Genomic DNA, 18,156 nt, shown 5'->3' with positions numbered 1-18,156 from the left:
CCGGCGCGGCCCCCGCCCGACTGCGGGCGGGCGGGGGCCGGTCACGCGGACGCCGCTTAGAGGTTGGTCATGTCGACCGGGATCTGCGCCGTGGCTCCGTCCCGGAGGACGGTGGCCTCGATGAGGCCGTACATGCGGTCGGCGGCGTAGTAGACCTCGTTGTCGTTCTTGAGGCCGAAGGGCTCGAGGTCGACCAGGAAGTGGTGCTTGTTCGGGAGCGAGAAGCGGACTTCGTCGATCTCCGAGCGGTGGTTGATGATGCGCGTGGCCATCTGGTACAGCGTCTGCTGGAGGGAGTACGAGTACGTCTCCGAGAAGGCCTCGAGCATGTGCTTCTTGGTCTGCTCGTAGGACCGCTCCCAGTTGGGCATGCGCTGCTCGTCGTCGGTCCAGTTGAACCGCCAGCGGGCGGACACCTGCGTGGCCAGGATGCGGTCGTACGCCTCCTGGAGCGTCGTGTACTGGTCCTTGATGTAGCCCCAGAACTCCGAGTTGGTGGAGTTCATGACCACGAGGTCCTTGAGGCCGGAGATGACCTCCCAGTTCGCGCCGTCGTAGGTGATCTGGGTGACGCGGGTCTCCTGGCCCTTGCGGGCGAAGGAGTGGTTGACCTCGTCGGCGCCGATGAACTTGGAGTTGGCCTCGGAGGACGCGATGCGCTCCCAGGAGTACTCCTCGATCCGGATGCGCGCCTTCTTGATCGGCTCCTGGCTCGTCACGAAGTGGCGGGCGAGGTGGATGCCGAACTGCTCGGCGGACTCGATGCCGTACTCCTTGGCGAACGCGAAGACGGTGTTCTTCGTCGTGTCGGTGGGGAGGCAGTTGGCGTTGGAGCCGGTGAGGTGGACGTCGTCGAGGTCGCCGGAGAGGGCGACGGAGACGTTCAGGTCCTTGATGTGGTGGGTGTCGCCGTCCCGCGTGATCTTGACGACGCGGTTCTCTGCTTTGCCGTACTGGTTCTGGCCGAGAATCGTGGGCATGTCTGCTAGCTCCCTCGGTATACGGAGTAGCCGAACGGGTTGAGCAGCAGCGGTACGTGATAGTGCTCGCCCGGCGTGACGGCGAACGTGATCGCCACCTCCGGGAAGAACGCACCGCTGTCCCTTACGCGGGGGGCGTCCTGCTGCGCCTCGGCTTGCTTCTTGGAGAAGTACGTCTCGACCTCGAAGTCGAGGCGTACGTGGGTGGTGCCCTCCGGCAGCGCCGGCAGGTCCTTGCAGCGCCCGTCCGCGTCGGTGGCGGAACCGCCGAGCGCGACCCACTCCGCGTCGAAGCCGCTGCGGGCCGCGAGCGTGATGGCGACGCCCTCGGCGGGGCGGCCGATGCTGGTGTCCAGGATGTGTGTGGACACCGAGGCCGTGGTGTCGGTGCTCATGCGGAGCTCTCTTCCTCGGAGGTCTCTACGAGACGGGTCAGCCGGATGCGGTTGATCTTGCCCAGTTCGGTGCGGACGATCTCCCGCTCCGCCTCGGGCGAGTTGCCGATCCGCTGCCGGAGCGCGTCGCGCATCTGCTCGCCGGTCAGGCCGGTGGCGCAGATGAGGAAGACGTGTCCGAACGTGTCCTGGTAGGCCAGGTTGAGTTCGAGCATCTCGGCCTTGAGCTCCGCGGAGGCGCCGGCCATCCCGCTCTGTTCACGGGAGGAGGTCGGGTCCCCGGCCTTCGGACGACCGATCGGCGGGTGCCCCGCCATCGCCTCGGCCAGGTCCTCGGCGGTCAGCTCGGCCATGGCGGCGTCGCTGGCGAGGAAGAGAGCTTCGGCGGTGGTGTACGGGCGCTGGGCGAGAATCTTGCTCCCCCACGCCGAACTGGAACACACCTCGTGGAGCGCGGCGAGGGCCTCGCTGTCCGCGGAGGTGTTGAACCGGGTGAGGCCCGGTGTCGTACCTGAAGTCACGGGAAGCCTCCGTGGCTGTTTTTCGCTGTGCGTCGGACGGGCTGCGGATAGCTAACGCCCTCCGCAACACAACGTCAACACTTTGTTGAAAACTCGGCCACACAAAAGCCGTCGTCCCGACATCCGGACGACGGCTTGTGGCCACACATGATCAACTACTCGCCCTTGGCGGCCTTTTCCCTGTTCAGGGCGGTCTCCCGGTTGAGGTAGTTGTACACGGTGAAGCGGCTGACACCGAGTGCACCCGCCACCGTCTCCACTCCATGGCGTACGGCGAAGGCCCCGCGCGCCTCCAGAAGGCGGACGACCTCCTGCTTGGCCTTGCGGTCCAGTTCGGCCAGCGGCATCCCGTGCCGCCGCTCCATCGCCACGAGGATGTGGTCGAGGGATTCGGACAGCTGCGGCAGCCGTACCGCGAGCACGTCCTCGCCCTCCCAGGACAGGACGACGTCGTCGGCCTCCGCCTGCGCGGGGACGAGCAGCTCGGCGCCCATGGCGTCGACCAGCGGCTTGACGGCGGTGACCAGCGGGTGCTCGTTCACTTCTCGCCCTCCCCGATCACATTGACCTGGAGCGAGACACGGGTGGCCCCGGCCGCGAGCGACTCGCGCAGCAGCGCGTCGACGGCGGTGAGCACCTCGTCGGCACCGCCTTCCGCCGTGTTGCCGAAGGGGCCGACGTCGACCGCGTCGAGCTCTGCCGACTGGATGACCTCACGGGCCACGACCGCGTGCGCCGGCGCCTCGTCGAGGTCGAACGGCTCGGTCGTGAACTCCACTCTCAAACGCACCATGGCCCCACGCTACGGCCCCGCTCCCGTCCACGGGAGCCCCGGACCTGCGGCGACCTCTTGACAAGCAGCTCCCCCGCCTTGCAACATTCCGTCAGACAGAAACTTACTTCCGCGATACGGAAGGAGCGCCGCCCCTCATGGGATACACGGACCAGCGCTTCGATGTGAACCTGTCGATCCTCTTCACGGAACTCCCGCTCCTGGAGCGCCCCGCGGCCGCCGCCGCGGCGGGCTTCACCGCGGTCGAGCTGTGGTGGCCCTGGATCGACACCGCCACCCCCGAGCAGAGCGAGCTCGACGCCCTCAAGGAGGCTCTTGAGGACGCCGGCACCCAGCTGGTGGGCCTGAACTTCTACGCCGGGCAGCTCCCCGGCCCGGACCGCGGAGCCCTCTCCGTACCCGGGGACGAGTCGGACCGCTTCCGCGCCAACATCGAGGTGGCCGCGGACTTCGCCGCCTCGGTCGGCTGCAAGGCGCTCAACGCGCTCTACGGCAACCGCGTCGAGGGCGTCGACCCGCAGATCCAGGACGCCCTCGCCCTGGAGAACCTGGTCCTGGCCGCCCGCGCGGCCGACCGGATCGGCGCGATCCTCCTCGTCGAGACCCTGAACAAGCCGGAGTCGCCGCTCTACCCGCTGGTGAGCGCCCCCTCCGCGATCGAGGTCATCGACAAGGTCAACGCGGCGACCGGGCTCGGCAACGCCAAGTTCCTCCTCGACATCTACCACCTGTCGATGAACGGCGAGAACGTCAGCCAGGTCATCGCGGAGTACGCGGCCAAGACCGGCCACGTCCAGATCGCGGACAACCCGGGCCGCGGCGCGCCGGGCACCGGCGACCTGCCGCTCGAGCAGCTCCTCGACGAGCTGAAGAAGGCCGGCTACGACGGCTGGATCGGCCTGGAGTACAAGGCCGCCGACGCCGCCGCTTCCTTCGAGTGGCTGCCCGTCGAGGCTCGCCCGGCTCGCTGACGCAGGCCCCCTCCCCGTACCACCTTGTTTTGAGAGGCACCCTCACCATGAGCACTCTTCCCAAGATCGCTTGGATCGGCCTCGGCATCATGGGCTCCCCCATGTCCGAGAACCTGCTGAAGGCCGGCTACTCGGTCGCCGGCTTCACCCTCGAGCAGGACAAGCTGGACCGGCTCGCCAAGGCCGGCGGCACCTCCGCCGCCTCGATCGCCGAGGCCGTCAAGGACGCCGACGTCATCGTCACGATGGTGCCCGCCTCCCCGCAGGTCGAGGCCATCGCCTACGGCCCGGACGGCATCCTGGAGAACGCGAAGCAGGGCGCGCTGATCGTCGACATGTCGTCGATCACCCCGCAGACCTCGGTCGACCTGGCGAAGAATGCCAAGGAGAAGGGCATCCGCGTCATCGACGCGCCCGTCTCCGGCGGCGAGGCCGGCGCCATCGAGGCGGTGCTCTCGATCATGGTCGGTGGCGAGAAGGCCGACTTCGACGAGGCCCTCCCGATCCTCGAGGCCCTCGGCAAGACGATCGTCCTCTGCGGCCCGCACGGCTCCGGCCAGACGGTGAAGGCCGCCAACCAGCTGATCGTCGCGGTCAACATCCAGGCCTGCGCCGAGGCCGTCGTCTTCCTGGAGAAGTCCGGTGTGGACCTCCAGGCCGCCCTCGACGTCCTCAACGGCGGTCTGGCCGGCTCGACCGTGCTGACCCGCAAGAAGGACAACTTCCTGAACCGGGACTTCAAGCCCGGCTTCCGGATCGACCTGCACCACAAGGACATGGGCATCGTCACCGACGCCGCCCGCAACGTCGGTGCCGCCCTCCCGGTCGGCGCGGTCGTCGCCCAGCTCGTGGCCTCGCTGCGCGCCCAGGGTGACGGCGGCCTGGACCACTCGGCCCTGCTGCGCGCCGTCGAGCGCCTCTCCGGCCAGCAGGTCTGATCCAGCGCCCCCGCCTGCGGGGGCCCCAGATTTCCGGTCGGCGGCGGCGCTGACAACTGTCCTGTCGCGCCCAGGCGCCGCCGCCGACCGGAACACCACACTTCATTTTCAACAAACTGTTGACGTCACGTTCGAGCCGAATTTACGCTCCTCGCACCGTCAGCAGAGCTCCCGTACGGAAGGTCACGATGTCGAAGCGCGTGCTTACGACCGAGTCCGGCGCCCCCGTCGCCGACAACCAGAACTCCGCCACCGCCGGCGTCGGTGGCCCTCTCCTCCTCCAGGACCAGCACCTGCTGGAGAAGCTCGCGCGCTTCAACCGTGAGCGGATCCCGGAGCGTGTGGTGCACGCCCGCGGCTCCGGTGCGTACGGCTACTTCGAGGTGACCGACGACGTCACCTCGTACACCAAGGCGAACTTCCTCGGTGAGGTCGGCAAGAAGACCGAGACCTTCATCCGCTTCTCCACCGTGGCCGACTCGCTCGGTGGCGCGGACGCCGTCCGCGACCCGCGCGGCTTCGCGCTGAAGTTCTACACCGAAGAGGGCAACTACGACCTCGTCGGCAACAACACCCCGGTGTTCTTCATCAAGGACCCGATCAAGTTCCCCGACTTCATCCACTCCCAGAAGCGCGACCCCTTCACGGGCAAGCAGGAGGCGGACAACGTCTGGGACTTCTGGGCCCACGCCCCCGAGGCCACCCACCAGATCACCTGGCTCATGGGCGACCGCGGCATCCCGGCCTCGTACCGTCACATGAACGGCTACGGCTCGCACACCTACCAGTGGACCAACGAGGCGGGCGAGGCCTTCTTCGTCAAGTACCACTTCAAGACGAACCAGGGCATCCGCTCGCTCTCCGCCGACCAGGCCGCCGAGCTCGTCGGCAAGGACGCGAACTCGCACCAGACCGACCTGCTGCAGGCGATCGAGCGCGGTGTGAACCCGTCCTGGACCCTGTACGTCCAGATGATGCCGGCCGCCGAGGCCGCCGACTACCGCTTCAACCCCTTCGACCTCACCAAGGTGTGGCCGCACAGCGACTACCCGCTGCAGCGCGTGGGCCGCCTGGTCCTCGACCGCAACCCGGACAACGTCTTCGCCGAGGTCGAGCAGGCCGCGTTCTCCCCGAACAACTTCGTCCCGGGCATCGGCCCCTCGCCGGACAAGATGCTCCAGGGCCGCCTCTTCGCCTACGCGGACGCCCACCGCTACCGCCTCGGTGTCAACCACACCCAGCTCGCGGTGAACGCGCCGAAGGCGACCGTCGCGGAGAACTACGGCCGGGACGGCGCCATGGCCACCCGCCAGGGCTCGCGCCACGACAAGAACTACGAGCCCAACTCCTACCAGGGCCCGGCCCAGACCGACGCGGCGCTCTCCGCCCCGCTCGCGATCCACGGCTGGACCGGCACCCACGAGGCGCCGCAGCACACCAAGGACGACGACTTCTTCCAGGCCGGCGAGCTCTTCCGCCTGATGTCCGAGGACGAGAAGAAGCGTCTGGTCGCCAACATCGCCGGCGGTCTGTCCCAGGTGTCCCGCGAGGACGTCATCGAGAAGAACCTCGCGCACTTCGCCGCCGCCGACGCGGACTACGGCAAGCGCGTGGCCGAGGCCGTCGAAGCCCTGCGCCAGGACTGACGGCCGACAGCACCCAGACTGCGTACGGCACCTGACGGGAGGTCAGTGCCGTACGTGGTCCGGATCGCCGACCCGGATGAGGGGTGGCCGGTGATCCGGACAAGCGTGAGGACCGCGGCGGCGCCGAGCCAGTGCGGTGGTAAGGGCGCCGATCCCCCTTCTTGACCTGAAAGAAGAGGAGTACCGGCCGCCCGTCGGCACCGCCGCGGTCCCAACGCCCCTTCCCGGGGGACTCCCCCGGACGGACCCCTCCCGAGGGGTCATGGCACCACCCGAGACTCCGCCCGGCGGCGCGAACGTCCTGTCGCGCCAGCCTCGTGCCGTCGGGCGGGCACAAGCCGGAGAGCGCGCAACCAGGTTTACGGTCCCTGGTTGCGCGCTCTTCTTGCGTGCGCGGGCCGGCCGGCGCCCGTACGCGCGGGCCGAGGCACTCTGTGCGCCCGCCGTCGGCCAGCGCATCGTTTCTGCGGTGAAGATCCGCACCCGCTCGGAGGAGCGCACCGCGGTTCGGGGCCTCCGTGCCCGGTCGCCGGCGCTATCCACTCGTACATGATCAAGAACCTGGTGCGCGGGCTCACCCCGCTCGCCCTCATCCTGTCCCCGCTCGCCGTCACCTCCCCCGCCCTCTCGGCGAACGTCGTGATGCTGCCCGACGCGCTCGCCGAGCTCACCGAGGCGTCGGAGGCCCCGGACGGCTTCACGGCGGCCGCGTTCCCGCACTGGAACGCCGGCCTCGACGCCACCGACGGCTGCGACACCCGCTCCGAGGTCCTGCTCGCCGAAGCCGTCGACGCGCCCACCGCCGGGACCGGCTGCGCGCTGACCGGGGGCCGCTGGACCTCGTACTACGACGGCCAGAGCGTCACCGACCCGGCCGCCCTCCAGGTCGACCACCTCGTCCCGCTGGGCGAGGCCTGGGAGTCCGGGGCGTCCGGCTGGACCGCGTCCCGGCGCGAGCGGTTCGCGAACGACCAGGGCGCGACCGCGACCCTCGTCGCCGTCACCGCCCGCAGCCGGCAGGACAAGGCGGGCCGGGACCCCGCCGAGTGGGTCCCCGCGGACGCCGCCCGGTACTGCCGCTACGTCGGCGAGTGGGTGTCCACCAAGCTGCGCTGGGGCCTGTCGGCCGACAAGGACGAGGTGGAGGCGCTCAAGCTGTTCGCCGACGGTCCGTGCGAGGAGACGGTCGTGATCCGCTCGGCGGCACCGGAGTAGGCCCCTGCGCCCTCGCCTCGGCCCGTGCCAGCGCGTACGTCACGGTCAGCGACGCGAGGGCGAGGAGCGCCATCCCCGTGCGCGGTGACGTGTACTGGGCGAGGGCGCCGGCGAGCGCCGCGCTCACCCCCTGGAGCGCGAGCATCCCCGAGGTGTGGAGGCCGAGGGCGTGACCGCTCAGCTCTTCCGGCACCAGGGCCATCAGCCGCTCCTGGTGCAGGAGGCTCGCCGCGTACCCGCTCGCCGAGACCGTCACCGCGAGGAGCGCGAGCGGCAGGGCCGGGTCCAGGAGGAACACCGGGAACGGGGCCGCGAGCAGCGCCTGGAGCGGGAAGCGGATCGGCCCGCGCAGCCGGGCCGGCAGGAAGCGGCCGACGACGGTGTCGCCGGCCAGCATCCCGAGCGCGGCGCAGGCGAAGAGGAGCCCGGCGCGCTCGGGGTCGTACGGCACGAAGAGCGACTCGCAGCCCACGATCAGCCCGTTGGGGATCCAGAGGGCCAGGTAGGCGCGGCGGCGCGCGGGCGAGGACAGCAGCCGCCGGTTGGTGCGCCAGGTCTCGCCGACCGAGGCGCGGCCGGCGGCACGGGGCGGGCGGGCCCCGAGGCCGAGGCGGGCGAGGAGCGCCGCGGCGAGGTAGAGGCCGGCGCCCACGAGGACCGTGCCCCGCGGCGAGAACAGGGCGATGAGGAGGCCGCCGGTCGCGAAGCCGCCGATCTGGCAGACGCCGACGGCCATGTTCGTCACCGAGCGGCCGAGGAGGAAGTCCTCGCGGGCGAGGATCTCGTTCAGGAGGCCGTGGCGCACGCCGCCGCCGAGCGAGGCGGCGAGCCCCTCGACGAGCAGGACGGCGAAGACCGCCCAGGTCGGCAGGCCGGGAACCGCGAGGAGCGCGGTGCCGAGGGCGAAGCAGAGCGCGATCCCGGAGATCGCGGCGCGCGGCGGCAGCCGGTCGGCGGCCGAGAGCAGGGTGGTCGCGCCGATCAGCTGGGCGAGGGAGGGCCCGAAGAGGGCGAGCGCGGAGAGGAGCGGGGAGCCGGTGGCGCGGAACACGAGCGTGGCGAGCCCGAGCCCGGCGACCGTCTGCGCGGCGGTGTGGACGGCCCCGGTGAGGAAGAGCGGGGTGAACTCGGGGGTACGGAAGAGGTCGCGGTAGCGGGGCATGCGGGGAGTCTCGGGGAGCGCCCCGGCCGCCGGTAATGTTTCGCGGGGAGGCGAAACATGGGCTGGTGGCGGATCGGTGCGGACACCCTGGCGGGAAGCGGGTTCGTCCTCTCACCGCTCGCCGAGACGGTCGCCTCGCTCAAGACCCTGCACGCGGGGGCGATGACGCACCCGGGCGAGCGCGGCTGGCTCGACCGGCATCTGGCCGCGTACCGGGAGCGGCTCGCGGCCGAGCCGCTCGACGCGCTGCTGGTACGGGCGGCCATCGGGCCCACCTGGAACGCGGACTTCCTCACTCCCACCCCTTCGGGTGACCGCGAGCGGAGCTTCGAGGAGGAGGTCGAGGCCGTCCTCGCGACCGAACCGACGGACGCGGTGGCCCAGTTGGCCGTGGCGATCGGCGGCCCGGTGCCGGAGCCGCTGCGCTCGGCGCGCGACCTGCCGCAGCGGCTCGCGGGCGTGCTCGGCTGGGTGTGGCGGGAGACGGTGCTGCCGGAATGGGCGCGGCGGCGGCGCGTCCTTCAGGCCGATGTGACGGCACGGACGGCACGGTTGAGCCGGGAGGGCTGGGCGGCGGCGCTCGACGAACTGATCCCGGGCCGGACGCGCTGGCTCGGCGACGGCCGACTCCAGGTCAACACCCGTGACTATCCCGCGCGTTCCCTGGAGAGGGGGAGACTGCTGCTGGTCCCGGTGACGCCGGCCACCGGCTGGGTGTCGTGGGAGGGGTCGGAGCGGAGCGCGATCGTCTATCCCTGCGCGGGAGTTCTGGCGGATACGGCGGGGCCGGTCGTGCCCGAGGCGCTCGCGACCCTGCTCGGACCGGCGCGGGCGGGTGTGCTCGTCCGTCTCGGATCGCCGCTGTCCACCAGCCAGTTGGTGGCGCTGACCGGGCAGGGGCTCGGCTCGGTGGGACGGCATCTGAAGGTGCTGCTCGACGCCGGACTCGTACGGCGGGGACGGGCGGGCCGCTCGGTGCTGTACGAGTGGACGGAGGCGGGCGCCGTGCTGGTGCGGGCGCAGCGCGGACACGCGGGAGACCCCCGCCCCGGTGCTCCTCGGGGCGGGGGTCGGTCCCTCTGACGAGGGGGACGATCAGACCGTGAGGGCCTTGATCGCGGTCGGCGCGTGGCCGGGCTCGGTGGCCAGCTCCTCGAACTCGGTGACGTCGCTCATGTCGACCGTCTTGCTCATCGCGATGTTGGTGATGCGCTCCAGGATGGCCTCGACGACGACCGGGACCTGGTGCTCGACGGCCAGCTTCTTGGCCTCCTCGAACGCCTCGCCCAGCTTGTCGGGGTCGGTGACGCGGATCGCCTTGACGCCCAGGCCCTCGGCGACCTTGACGTGGTCGACGCCGTAGACGCCGATCTCCGGGGTGTTGATGTTCTCGAACTCGAGGTTGACCTCGAAGTTGATGCCCAGGCCGCCCTGCGCCTGACGGATCAGGCCGAGGTAGGCGTTGTTCACGAGGACGTGGACGTAGGGGACCTTGTGCTGGGCGGCGACCGCCAGCTCCTCGATCATGAACTGGAAGTCGTAGTCGCCGGAGAGGGCGACGACCGGGGTGTCCGGCTGCGCGGTGGCGGCGCCGATGGCGGCCGGGATGGTCCAGCCGAGCGGGCCGGCCTGGCCGCAGTTGATCCAGTGGCGCGGCTTGTAGACGTGCAGGAACTGGGCCGCGGCGATCTGCGAGAGGCCGATGGTGGTGACGTACCGGGTCTCCGGGCCGAAGGCCTTGTTCATCTCCTCGTAGACGCGCTGCGGCTTCAGGGGGATGTTGTCGAAGTGCGTACGGCGCTGCAGCGTCGCCTTGCGCTCCTGCGCGGAGGCGGCCCAGGCGGAGAAGTCCGGGAGCCGGCCGGCGGCCTTCCACTCCTTGGCGATCTCGATGAAGAGCTCCAGCGCGGCCTTGGCGTCGGAGGCGATGCCGTAGTCCGGGGCGAAGATCTTGCCGAGCTGCGTGGGCTCGATGTCGACGTGGACGAACTTCCGGCCCTTGGTGTAGGCGTCCAGGTTGTAACCGGTGTGGCGGTTGGCCCAGCGGTTGCCGATGCCGATGACGGTGTCGGACTCCAGGAAGGTCGCGTTGCCGTAGCGGTGCGCCGTCTGGACGCCGACCATGCCGGCGGCCAGCTCGTGGTCGTCCGGGATGGTGCCCCAGCCCATCAGGGTGGAGATGACCGGGATGCCGGTGAGCTCGGCGAACTCGACCAGCAGGTCGGTGGCGTCGGCGTTGATGATGCCGCCGCCGGCGACGATCAGCGGGCGCTCGGCCTCCAGGAGGAAGCTCAGCGCCTTCTCGGCCTGGGCGCGGGTGGCGCGCGGCTTGTAGACCGGCAGCGGCTCGTACGTCTCCGGGTCGAACTCGATCTCGGTCAGCTGGACGTCGATCGGCAGGTCGATGAGGACCGGGCCGGGACGGCCGGAGCGCATCAGGTGGAAGGCCTGCTGGAAGACGCCGGGGACCTGCGCGGCCTCCAGGACGGTCGTCGCGGCCTTGGTCACCGGCTTGGCGATGGAGGCGATGTCGACGGCCTGGAAGTCCTCCTTGTGGAGCTTCGAGACCGGAGCCTGGCCGGTGATGCACAGGATCGGGATCGAGTCGGCGATCGCCGAGTACAGGCCGGTGATCATGTCGGTGCCGGCGGGGCCGGAGGTGCCGATGCAGACACCGATGTTGCCGGCCTTGGCGCGGGTGTAGCCCTCGGCCATGTGGGACGCGCCCTCGACGTGGCGGGCCAGCGTGTGGCCGATGCCGCCGACGTTCTTGAGCTCGCGGTAGAAGGGGTTGATCGCCGCGCCGGGCACGCCGAACGCGGTGGTGACGCCTTCGCGCTTGAGGATCTCAACGGCCGCTGCGGCGGCGGTCATACGAGGCATGGGAGTGCTCCTGCTTCGGCCGGGCGGATCCAAGCCCACCGGTCGGCTCGGGAGCCCGGAGCGGCTTGTTTCCGTAATGCGGAAATACTGTTCTGCTATACGGAAGCAATGTAGGTCGGGGTCCTGAGAGCCGTCAAGAGAAGTCCGACCGGCGGGATCACGGAAGTGGCCGAACACCTCCCCCCGAGGCGTCCGATGGGTGGACGATGGGACGGAACGACAGGGGGTTGGTTGTGGGCGAGTCGGTACCGGTGCGCTGCCCGGAATGCCTGCGCACGCAGGCGTACGCGGCACCCGTCTTCCCCTGCGCGTGCGGCAGCCCGGTGGCGCCGCCCCTCGCCACGGGCGTGCCGGCGGAACGCATCACGCACCGGAACTGGACGGACGAGTGGGTCACCGTCCGCTGCGGAGCCTGCGGCCGCGAGGACGACTGGCCCCACCCGGAGACGGGCTGCACGTGCGGGACGGTCCTGCGGGTACCGGTGCGGGCGGTGGAGTCGGGGACCCCGAGGACCGGCGGGCCCGCGGAAGGCTCCGGAGGAGCCACCGGACCGTGGCCGGAAGCGGGCGCGGACCGATCGGCCACGGCCGGGAACAGGGACACGGACGGGGTCACGGGCTCGGGTACGCGTCCGGGCGTGAGTGCGGGTGCGGGGTCGCGTCCGGGCACGGGTACGGGCGGGGACGTGGATCCAGGTACGGATCCACGTCCGGGTCCAGGTACGGATCCGGGTCCGGGTCGGGGTACGGGTCTGGGTCCCGGTACGGGCGCTGCGGAGCGGGGAGCGATCGGCGGCGGCCGGGTTTCGCCCTCGCCGCACTTGTCCTGGTCCGGCTCGGTCGGCCCGGCCGGCCCGACCGAGCCCGTCGAGCCGTCCGGAGCGTCCGAGGCGTCCGGCCCCTCCGGGGCCATCGGTCCGTCCGGTCCGTCCGATCCGTTCGGTCCGTCACCTTCCGACGCGATCTCCGCGGACGACCGCCCGTCGCCCCGTGCCGACGCCTCCCCCGGCACGGACGACCCCCAGCCCGTCGAGCCCGGCTCGGCGTGGTTCGGTACGGGTCCCGGACCCGCGAGCACGGCCCCCGGAGCGGCATCCGGCCCGGCCCCCGGCGCCCCCGGAGGGACATCCGGCCCGGCCCCCGGCGCCCCCGGAGGGATGTCCGGCCCGGCCCCCGGCGCCCCCGGAGGGACATCCGGTCCGGCCTCCGACGCCCCCGGAGCCGTACCGGGGCCCGCTTCCCACCGGCGGCCCGCCGACCCGCCCCGTCCGGGCGGGCCCCGCACGTTCGCCGAGCGCTACCCCCTCCACATACCGCTGCCGCCCACCGCCCCTCGTCCGGCCCCGGTGCGCGGGGACTTCCGGCCGCTGACCATCCGGACCGCCCGGGACGCGGTCGCCGCGGCCGCCGGGTATCTGCGCTGGCTGGGGTTCCGGGACGTGGTCCAGCCCGAGGAGCGTCCCGCGTCCGGCGTGGACCTGCGGGCGCCCGGCCTGGTCGCACAGGTCGACCCGAGCACCCGGCCCACCGGGCTCCGGGCCGTCGAGTGCCTCTGGCTGAACGGGCTGAGCGGCTCCTCCGTGAGCGTGTTCTTCTCGCTCGCGGGCTACACCCCGGAGGCCCGTTCGCGGGCCGCCGAGATCGGGCTCCCGCTCTTCGTGCTGGACCTGACCGGCACCCCGCAGCCGGTGAACGGCGCCGCCGACGACCTGGCCGCGGGCGCCGTCTGAGCGCGGCGCACGCGATGCCCACAACACCTCGGCATCCGAAACCGGCCATTCACGCGTGACGATCACGCTCTCCCGGGCACAACACCCTCGGGGGGTGGGCGTCATGCCGACGGGGATGTGGTGGTTCATAGGAGCGGCCTGCGGTCAACTGCTCCTCGCCGTCGCGTTGTTGCGAAGCCGCAGCAAGGAAAGCGAAGGGCCGCGTCCGGACGACGTGCCACCGCCGCAGGCGCTCGCGCTGCTGCGGGGCGGGCGACGGGCGGCCGTCACCGTGGCCCTGGTGGCACTGCACCAGCGCGGGGCGGTCGCGGCGGGTCGCAAACATACGATTCGGGCCAACGGCGGCCCCGGCCGCACCCGGGACCCCGTCCAGCTCGGGGTGCACGGGGCGCTCCACCGGGCGTTCGCCCTGCGTGACCTCACGCTGCGCCCCGAGGCACGGCGGGCGGTGGACGCGCTCGGCCACGAGCTGCGGGGGGCGGGGCTGCTGCGGCCGACGACACGGCTGTGGGCGGCCAGGGCGCTGCTCGGTTGCGTACCGCTGACCGTGGCGGTGGGGGCGTACGCGACGGAGGCGAGCGGTACGGGCCTGGCCGGGGCGCTGGCGGCCGGGGCCCTGCCCGTCCTGCTCGCGGCAGCGGTGCTGCTGCGGCTGCCGCACGCGACCCGGGCGGCGCGGCGGCTCCTCGCCGGGCTGCGGGAGCGGTACCCGCTGCCGGCGCATCGGCGTGAGGTGACGGACGGACGGCTCGTCCAGCTGTACGTGGCGCTGTACGGCGATCCGGCGCTCGCGCTGTTCCTCCCCCACTTCTCGCGGGACGGCGGGCTGCTCGACCGGCCGGGCGACGTGGACGGGAACCGGCCTCCGCAGGAAAGGGGTCCGGTTCCGGGCGACGGTACGGGGTGAGGCCGCGCCATACTGTCGTATGCGCATCAGAGCGGCCGCTCCGGCCGAACTCCCGCTGCTCCAGGACATCGAACGGGCGGCGGGCGAGCCGTTCCGCACGCTCGGCATGGCGGCGATCGCCGACGACGACCCGCTGCCCCTGGACGTCCTGGAGTCCTATCGGTGTGCGGGCCGGGCGTGGGTGGCGGTGGACGCCGCCGACCGCCCGGTCGCGTACCTGCTGACGGACACGGTCGACGGCTCCGCCCACATCGAGCAGGTGTCGGTGCATCCGGACGCGGCCCGCCGGGGCGTCGGCCGGGCCCTGATCGAGCACCTGGCGGCGGCCGCCGGGGAGCAGGGCCTGGCGTCGCTGACCCTGACGACGTTCGCCGAGGTGCCGTGGAACGCGCCGTACTACGCGCGGCTCGGCTTCCGTCCGCTCGCCGACTCCGACCCGGCGCTCACGGAGGGCCTGCGCGCCATCAGCCGCGCGGAGGCGGCCCACGGGCTCTCGGTCTGGCCCCGGGTGTGCATGCGCCGGGAGGTGGACCCCGCTCCGGCGGGCGCGGGCGCTCCGGAGTCCCTGGAGGCCCGGCAGAGCGGCTAGGCGGCCGGACCGCCGGGCGGTGGGCGGCCGCCGGGCGGCCCGGCCGGGCCCGGGTTCACGCGGGTCCGCCGCCCCCGTCCCCGTACCGCTGCCTCAGTTCCACCTTCCGTACCTTGCCGCTCACCGTCATCGGGAACTCGGTGAGGATCTCCACCCGGCGCGGGATCTTGTAGTGGGCGAGCCGGTCGCGGCAGAAGGCGGTGACGTCCTCCAGGGTGGGCGGGTCGGCCGGGTCGCGGGGGATGACGCAGGCGAGGATCTCCTCGCCGTAGCGCTCGTCGGGCACGCCCACGACCTGCACGTCGGCGATCTTCGGGTACCCGTAGAGGAACTCCTCGATCTCGCGCGGGTACACGTTCTCGCCACCGCGGATGATCATGTCCTTGATGCGGCCGACGATCTGGACGTAGCCGTCCTCGCGGATCACCGCCAGGTCGCCGGTGTGCATCCAGCGGCCGGAGTCGATCACGTCGGCGGTCTTCTCCGGCTCGTCCCAGTACCCGAGCATCACGCTGTAGCCGCGGGTGCACAGCTCGCCCGCGGTGCCGCGCCCGACGGTGAGGCCGGTCGCCGGGTCGACGACCTTCACCTCGACGTGCGGCATGACCCGGCCGACCGTGCCCGTGCGGCGCTCCAGGTCGTCGTCGCGGCGGGTCTGCGTGGAGACCGGCGAGGTCTCGGTCATGCCGTAGCAGATCGACACCTCCGCCATGTTCATCTCGGCGACGACCCGCTTCATCACCTCCACCGGGCACGGCGATCCGGCCATGATGCCGGTGCGCAGGCTCGACAGGTCGAAGCCGGCGAAGTCGGGGAGGTTCAGCTCGGCGATGAACATCGTGGGCACCCCGTAGAGCGAGGTGCAGCGCTCCTCCTGCACGGCCCGGAGGGTGGCGGCCGGGTCGAAGGAGGGCGCGGGGATCACCATGCAGGCCCCGTGCGAGGTGGCGGCCAGGTTCCCCATGACCATGCCGAAGCAGTGGTAGAAGGGCACCGGGAGGCAGATGCGGTCCTGCTCCGAGTAGGCGATCATCTCGCCCACGAAGTAACCGTTGTTGAGGATGTTGTGGTGGGAGAGCGTGGCCCCCTTGGGGAAGCCCGTGGTCCCCGAGGTGTACTGGATGTTGACGGGCTCGTCGCAGGAGAGCGGCTCGGGGCGCAGCTCTCCCGGCGTACGGGCGAGGAACGCGTCCCAGCCCGGGTCGCCGAAGTAGACGGCCTCGCGCAACTCCGGGCATTCGGACCGCACTTGATCGACCATGGACCGGTAGTCGCTGGTCTTGTGCGCGAGCGAGGCGAAGAGCAGGGTGATCCCGGCCTGGTTGAGGACGTACGCCAACTCGTGGGGCCGGTAGGCGGGGTTGATGGTGACCATGACCGCGCCGATCCGGGCGGTGGCGTACTGCACGAGGACCCACTCGGCGCAGTTGACCGCCCAGATGCCGACCCGGTCGCCCTTCCGCACCCCGCTGCCGAGCAGGGACCCGGCCAGCCGGTCGACGTCGGCGCCGAACTGCGCGTACGTCCAGCGGCGTCCGGTGGGCACGTCGACGAGCGCCTCCCGGTCCGGCCAGGCGGCGACGGCCCGGTCGAGGTTGGCGCCGATGGTGTCGCCGAGCAGCGGGGTCTCCGACACCCCGTGGGCGTAGGAGAGTTCGGTGGGCGCGGCGGTGCCGGACGTGGTCATGCGAGGTCCCCTTCCAGGAATTCCCTGCCGCCGCCCTCGGCGGTCAGTCGGCGCAGCTCCACCCGCCGGATCTTGCCGGAGACGGTCTTGGGCAGTTCGGCGAACTCGATGCGCCGGACCCGCTTGTACGGGGCGAGGACCGCGCGCGAGTGGGCGAAGAGGGCCTTCGCGGTCTCCGCGTCGGGCTCCCAGCCGGCCGCGAGGACGACGTAGGCCTTGGGGACGGCGAGCCGCAGCGGATCGGGGGCGGGGACGACGGCGGCCTCGGCCACGGCCTCGTGCTCCAGGAGCGCGCTCTCCAGCTCGAAGGGGCTGATCTTGTAGTCGGACGCCTTGAAGACGTCGTCGGCGCGTCCGATGTAGGTGATGTACCCCTCGGCGTCCCGGGAGCCGATGTCACCGGTGCGGTAGTACCCGCCGGCCATCGCCTCCGCCGTGCGCTCCGGGTCTCCGTGGTACCCGGTCATCAGGCCCACCGGGTGGGTGGACAGGTCGAGGCAGATCTCGCCCTCCGCCACGTCCGCCCGCCCGCTCGCCGGATCGACGAGGGTGACCCGGAAGCCGGGGCTCGGGCGGCCCATGGAGCCCTCCTTGAGACGCTGGCCGGGGCTGTTGGAGACCTGGACGGCGGTCTCGGTCTGGCCGAAGCCGTCCCGGATGGTGACGCCCCAGGCGCGCCGTACGGACTCGATGACCTCGGGGTTGAGCGGTTCGCCGGCGGCGACGACCTCGCGCGGCGGGGTCTTCAGCCGGCTCAGGTCGGCCTGGACCAGCATCCGCCACACGGTCGGCGGGGCGCAGAAGCTGGTGACGCCGTTGCGCTCCATCTCGTCCATCAGCCGGGCCGGGTCGAAGCGCGTGTAGTTGTGGATGAAGACGGTCGCCTCGGCGTTCCACGGGGCGAAGAGGTTGGACCAGGCGTGCTTGGCCCAGCCCGGCGAGGAGATGTTGAGGTGCACGTCGCCGGGCTTGAGCCCGATCCAGTACATCGTCGAGAGGTGCCCGACCGGGTACGAGGTGTGGGTGTGCTCGACCAGCTTGGGACGGGCGGTCGTGCCCGAGGTGAAGTACAGCATGAGGGTGTCGTCGGCGAGGGTGACGCCCTCGGGCTCGAACACCTCGGACTCGCGGGCGGCGTGCTCGTACCCCAGCCAGCTCACCCCGTCGCCGCCGACCGCGATCCGGGTGTACTCCCCCGGGACGTCGTCGAACTTGGCCGCGTCCTCGGCACGCACGACGACGTGCCGGGCGCGGCCCCGGTCGACGCGGTCGCGGAGGTCGGCGGGGCCGAGGAGCGGGGTGGCGGGGATGACGACGGCGCGCAGCTTCATGGCGGCGAGCACGGTCTCCCACAGCTCGACCTGGTTGCCCAGCATCACGATGATCCGGTCGCCGGGGCGGACGCCCTGGGCACGCAGCCAGTTCGCGACGCGGTTGGAGCGCGCGGACATCTCGGCGAAGGACACCTTGGTCTCGGAGCCGTCCTCCTCGACGAGGTGGAGCGCGGTCCGGTCGTTGCCCTCGGCGATGACGTCGAACCATTCGAGCGCCCAGTTGAACCGGTCGGCCCGGGGCCAGGCGAAGCCCTCGTAGGCCGCCCCGTAGTCCTCGCGGTGCTGGAGCAGGAAGTCCCGGGCGGCCCGGAACCTCTCCGTCGCACCGGTCGCGCCCTGTGCCGTCATACGTCCTCCTCGTTGCGGGACCCGTCCCGGACATCGTGTAATCAGTGACCCAGGTCT

Annotated in this window: 17 protein-coding genes; 8 read left to right on the top strand and 9 right to left on the bottom strand. The window is 71.6% G+C overall.

The window, feature by feature from the left end:
* Positions 1-56: 56 nt before the first annotated feature.
* The 5 genes from pucL to AMK27_RS15630 all read right to left on the bottom strand — a co-directional run bounded on the left by pucL (position 57) and on the right by AMK27_RS15630 (position 2,686).
* Complete coding sequence (pucL, locus tag AMK27_RS15650; RefSeq protein ID WP_073907135.1) at positions 57-980, bottom strand: factor-independent urate hydroxylase; 924 nt, start codon at positions 978-980, stop codon at positions 57-59.
* 5 nt (positions 981-985) lie between these two features.
* Positions 986-1,375 carry a hydroxyisourate hydrolase gene (gene uraH, locus AMK27_RS15645; protein ID WP_030323849.1) on the bottom strand — a complete coding sequence of 130 codons (390 nt, stop codon included), beginning with the start codon at positions 1,373-1,375 and terminating at the stop codon, positions 986-988.
* Positions 1,372-1,896, bottom strand: coding sequence for a 2-oxo-4-hydroxy-4-carboxy-5-ureidoimidazoline decarboxylase (gene uraD / locus AMK27_RS15640; RefSeq protein ID WP_073907131.1), 525 nt, complete (start codon positions 1,894-1,896; stop codon positions 1,372-1,374). Before uraD ends, uraH begins: the two co-directional genes overlap by 4 nt.
* A gap of 155 nt (positions 1,897-2,051) precedes the next feature.
* Entirely contained in the window at positions 2,052-2,390 is a 339-nt protein-coding gene (locus AMK27_RS15635) for a helix-turn-helix domain-containing protein (RefSeq protein ID WP_073907682.1), read from the bottom strand.
* Between the two features lie 44 nt (positions 2,391-2,434).
* Positions 2,435-2,686, bottom strand: coding sequence for a thiamine-binding protein (locus AMK27_RS15630; RefSeq protein WP_073907685.1), 252 nt, complete (start codon positions 2,684-2,686; stop codon positions 2,435-2,437).
* 140 nt (positions 2,687-2,826) lie between these two features.
* Here AMK27_RS15630 and AMK27_RS15625 point away from each other — a divergent pair, with 140 nt between their 5' ends.
* The 4 genes from AMK27_RS15625 to AMK27_RS15610 all read left to right on the top strand — a co-directional run bounded on the left by AMK27_RS15625 (position 2,827) and on the right by AMK27_RS15610 (position 7,459).
* Positions 2,827-3,660, top strand: a complete 834-nt coding sequence (locus tag AMK27_RS15625) for a TIM barrel protein (protein ID WP_073907128.1) — start codon at positions 2,827-2,829, stop codon at positions 3,658-3,660.
* Positions 3,661-3,707: 47 nt separating this feature from the next.
* A complete protein-coding gene (locus AMK27_RS15620; RefSeq protein WP_073907125.1) occupies positions 3,708-4,598 on the top strand; it encodes a 2-hydroxy-3-oxopropionate reductase in 891 nt (296 codons plus the stop codon).
* Positions 4,599-4,786: 188 nt separating this feature from the next.
* Positions 4,787-6,244: a catalase gene (locus AMK27_RS15615; protein ID WP_073907122.1), complete on the top strand. Its 1,458-nt coding sequence runs from the start codon at positions 4,787-4,789 to the stop codon at positions 6,242-6,244.
* A gap of 549 nt (positions 6,245-6,793) precedes the next feature.
* Positions 6,794-7,459 carry an HNH endonuclease gene (locus AMK27_RS15610; protein ID WP_073907117.1) on the top strand — a complete coding sequence of 222 codons (666 nt, stop codon included), beginning with the start codon at positions 6,794-6,796 and terminating at the stop codon, positions 7,457-7,459.
* Here the strand turns inward: AMK27_RS15610 and AMK27_RS15605 are convergent.
* Positions 7,395-8,621 (bottom strand): MFS transporter, encoded by a 1,227-nt coding sequence (locus tag AMK27_RS15605; protein ID WP_073907114.1) that lies wholly within the window; start codon positions 8,619-8,621, stop codon positions 7,395-7,397. The two genes, AMK27_RS15610 and AMK27_RS15605, sit on opposite strands and share 65 nt — an antisense overlap.
* Positions 8,622-8,678: 57 nt before the next feature.
* Here AMK27_RS15605 and AMK27_RS15600 point away from each other — a divergent pair, with 57 nt between their 5' ends.
* The gene (locus AMK27_RS15600; protein ID WP_073907109.1) at positions 8,679-9,704 is read left to right on the top strand and encodes an ArsR/SmtB family transcription factor; all 1,026 of its coding nucleotides are present in this window, start codon (positions 8,679-8,681) and stop codon (positions 9,702-9,704) included.
* A 12-nt stretch (positions 9,705-9,716) separates the two neighbouring features.
* Here the strand turns inward: AMK27_RS15600 and gcl are convergent, their stop codons facing one another.
* Positions 9,717-11,504, bottom strand: a complete 1,788-nt coding sequence (gene gcl, locus AMK27_RS15595; protein WP_073907105.1) for a glyoxylate carboligase — start codon at positions 11,502-11,504, stop codon at positions 9,717-9,719.
* 1,157 nt (positions 11,505-12,661) lie between these two features.
* On the opposite strand from gcl, the gene AMK27_RS15590 reads away from it, so the two are divergent.
* From AMK27_RS15590 to AMK27_RS44175, 3 genes are all read left to right on the top strand, one after another.
* Positions 12,662-13,234, top strand: a complete 573-nt coding sequence (locus AMK27_RS15590) for a hypothetical protein (protein ID WP_241847517.1) — start codon at positions 12,662-12,664, stop codon at positions 13,232-13,234.
* A 103-nt stretch (positions 13,235-13,337) separates the two neighbouring features.
* Complete coding sequence (locus AMK27_RS15585; protein WP_073907100.1) at positions 13,338-14,141, top strand: TIGR04222 domain-containing membrane protein; 804 nt, start codon at positions 13,338-13,340, stop codon at positions 14,139-14,141.
* 19 nt (positions 14,142-14,160) lie between these two features.
* Complete coding sequence (locus AMK27_RS44175) at positions 14,161-14,730, top strand: GNAT family N-acetyltransferase (RefSeq protein ID WP_073907097.1); 570 nt, start codon at positions 14,161-14,163, stop codon at positions 14,728-14,730.
* Between the two features lie 55 nt (positions 14,731-14,785).
* On the opposite strand, the gene AMK27_RS15575 is transcribed toward AMK27_RS44175, so the two are convergent.
* Positions 14,786-16,417, bottom strand: a complete 1,632-nt coding sequence (locus AMK27_RS15575) for an AMP-binding protein (RefSeq protein WP_073907093.1) — start codon at positions 16,415-16,417, stop codon at positions 14,786-14,788.
* Positions 16,414-18,099, bottom strand: a complete 1,686-nt coding sequence (locus AMK27_RS15570; RefSeq protein WP_073907090.1) for an AMP-binding protein — start codon at positions 18,097-18,099, stop codon at positions 16,414-16,416. Before AMK27_RS15570 ends, AMK27_RS15575 begins: the two co-directional genes overlap by 4 nt.
* Between the last annotated feature and the right edge of the window lie 57 nt (positions 18,100-18,156).

The sequence above is a fragment of the Streptomyces sp. CB02009 genome, from assembly GCF_001905825.1.
Classification (GTDB): Bacteria; Actinomycetota; Actinomycetes; order Streptomycetales; family Streptomycetaceae; genus Streptomyces.
The sequence above is the reverse complement of the archived record's forward strand: the minus strand, read 5'-3'. Positions and strand labels throughout refer to the sequence as shown.

What these genes read in the sequence shown, in the direction of transcription:
- pucL (WP_073907135.1), bottom strand. Translation starts at nt 980, where the DNA reads ATGCCCACGATTCTCGGCCAGAACCAGTACGGCAAAGCAGAGAACCGC.
- uraH (WP_030323849.1), bottom strand. Translation starts at nt 1,375, where the DNA reads ATGAGCACCGACACCACGGCCTCGGTGTCCACACACATCCTGGACACC.
- AMK27_RS15635 (WP_073907682.1), bottom strand. Translation starts at nt 2,390, where the DNA reads ATGGGCGCCGAGCTGCTCGTCCCCGCGCAGGCGGAGGCCGACGACGTC.
- AMK27_RS15625 (WP_073907128.1), top strand. Translation starts at nt 2,827, where the DNA reads ATGGGATACACGGACCAGCGCTTCGATGTGAACCTGTCGATCCTCTTC.
- AMK27_RS15620 (WP_073907125.1), top strand. Translation starts at nt 3,708, where the DNA reads ATGAGCACTCTTCCCAAGATCGCTTGGATCGGCCTCGGCATCATGGGC.
- AMK27_RS15615 (WP_073907122.1), top strand. Translation starts at nt 4,787, where the DNA reads ATGTCGAAGCGCGTGCTTACGACCGAGTCCGGCGCCCCCGTCGCCGAC.
- AMK27_RS15610 (WP_073907117.1), top strand. Translation starts at nt 6,794, where the DNA reads ATGATCAAGAACCTGGTGCGCGGGCTCACCCCGCTCGCCCTCATCCTG.
- AMK27_RS15605 (WP_073907114.1), bottom strand. Translation starts at nt 8,621, where the DNA reads ATGCCCCGCTACCGCGACCTCTTCCGTACCCCCGAGTTCACCCCGCTC.
- AMK27_RS15600 (WP_073907109.1), top strand. Translation starts at nt 8,679, where the DNA reads ATGGGCTGGTGGCGGATCGGTGCGGACACCCTGGCGGGAAGCGGGTTC.
- gcl (WP_073907105.1), bottom strand. Translation starts at nt 11,504, where the DNA reads ATGCCTCGTATGACCGCCGCCGCAGCGGCCGTTGAGATCCTCAAGCGC.
- AMK27_RS15590 (WP_241847517.1), top strand. Translation starts at nt 12,662, where the DNA reads ATGTCCGGCCCGGCCCCCGGCGCCCCCGGAGGGACATCCGGTCCGGCC.
- AMK27_RS15585 (WP_073907100.1), top strand. Translation starts at nt 13,338, where the DNA reads ATGCCGACGGGGATGTGGTGGTTCATAGGAGCGGCCTGCGGTCAACTG.
- AMK27_RS44175 (WP_073907097.1), top strand. Translation starts at nt 14,161, where the DNA reads ATGCGCATCAGAGCGGCCGCTCCGGCCGAACTCCCGCTGCTCCAGGAC.
- AMK27_RS15575 (WP_073907093.1), bottom strand. Translation starts at nt 16,417, where the DNA reads ATGACCACGTCCGGCACCGCCGCGCCCACCGAACTCTCCTACGCCCAC.
- AMK27_RS15570 (WP_073907090.1), bottom strand. Translation starts at nt 18,099, where the DNA reads ATGACGGCACAGGGCGCGACCGGTGCGACGGAGAGGTTCCGGGCCGCC.